General features: G+C 46.8%; 1 protein-coding gene. It reads right to left on the reverse strand.

The genetic code is table 11. The annotated features are described in order from the left end of the window. Window positions 1–382: 382 nt before the first annotated feature. Window positions 383–1,177, reverse strand: coding sequence for a PEP-CTERM sorting domain-containing protein (locus tag O9324_RS25225; protein ID WP_288141643.1), 795 nt, complete (start codon window positions 1,175–1,177; stop codon window positions 383–385). Window positions 1,178–1,440 lie beyond the last annotated feature (263 nt).

The following is a 1,440-nucleotide window of genomic DNA, read 5'->3' on the forward strand; positions in this document are numbered from 1 at the left end:
CCAAGCTTTTCTGGTCGGAACCCCCTAAGCCGAGTTTTCAAGGTGCTGCGCCGTCCACTTGGTTTTCGAGACTGGCCTTTTAATTCTAACGTAAAGCCAACCTAGAACGGCGGGGTTTCAGACCCAAAATTTCCGATGAAATTAAAAACTTGACTAACTATCAATGGCTAACCTATCGCTGAAACCGTAGATTTCCTATCGGAATGTTTCGCCCCTACTTTTTCAGCCAACCCCAATTAGGGTTGGCTGAAAAAGTTTCTCCTGTGGGGACTGACGCGGGTTCGTTCAGCATACCCTAATTAAAAACCGCCCCCAAAGGACGGAGTTTCAATGCAAGCAGCTACGATGCCTCTCCTCATAGTTATCTTGACGTTAAGCTCGGTTAGCTATCCTTTTGTCGGCGTTTCATCGCCAGACCTAAGCCACCAGCAACCAGCAGTCCAGCAACAGTACCCGGTTCGGGAATAACCACCTGGGTGAAGGTTTGTGAGAAACTCGTAACGCTGGCGGTTCCAGGCACAGGCACCGTTGTAGTACCAGTCCGGCGAGCTTGCAACTTCAGGTTGTTCATGGCCGTATACGTGGTTGTTTCTGGGAACGGCATAATGTCAGTCACAGGGCTGGTGGGGGTAGCGGTTTGATTGCCGCTCATCATAATATTATTGAACTGCACCTGATTCGTCCCATTGCCCGCAGTTGAAGCACTTGTTAGGGCATCTTTCCGTTCAACGATTGGGACATATCCAGCGGATGTGACGTCGAAGTCGAAGAAGATCTCGGCACTCCAGGTGCTATTCAAGACCAACGGAGCTAGGTTTATGCCACCAACAATAGTGTAATTGAGAGTAGCACTACCAGAGACACCAGGAATGTAAGTGCCGGTTGCACTCACTTGAATGTTGCCTTGGGGATCGGTCACAGGATTAGCCACAGGACCTTTCGAAAAACTGTAATTCATCCAATTGTCGAAGGTTTTCTCAATTGTGCTATTTCCGTCCTCATCAACTGTGATGGAACCACCGTTAAGTAGCTCGGTGAGTGTACAGAATGAGTCACTTGCACAGCCGTTATAGGCTACCATAGGAGCCGCCTGGGCCGGGGCAGTGGCGAGGCCTACGCCAGCAGCAACAGCCAGAACAGCAGCGCTAGGAATGGTGTATCTCCGTATTTTTGTCATCTTACAGAAATCTCCGCGGAGGTAAGGTGGATGTAATAGATTACAACTGCTAGTATTACATAAGCTTTCTTCGCCGTCAACACTAAATTTCTCATTTGTCAATAGATCACATAAAAATTGCCAATATACTTTGCACGGCTACAACTTGCATTTTTTACTCAAGGACAATAATATAGTTTAAGAGTCATAATTAGAAGCAAAGCACTCATTAAAAACATGATTAACCTAGAATTCACGGAAGAAGAAAAGAACTCACTGTATTA

This window comes from Microcystis sp. LE19-84.1B, from assembly GCF_027531875.1.
Lineage (GTDB): Bacteria > Cyanobacteriota > Cyanobacteriia > Cyanobacteriales > Microcystaceae > Microcystis > Microcystis panniformis.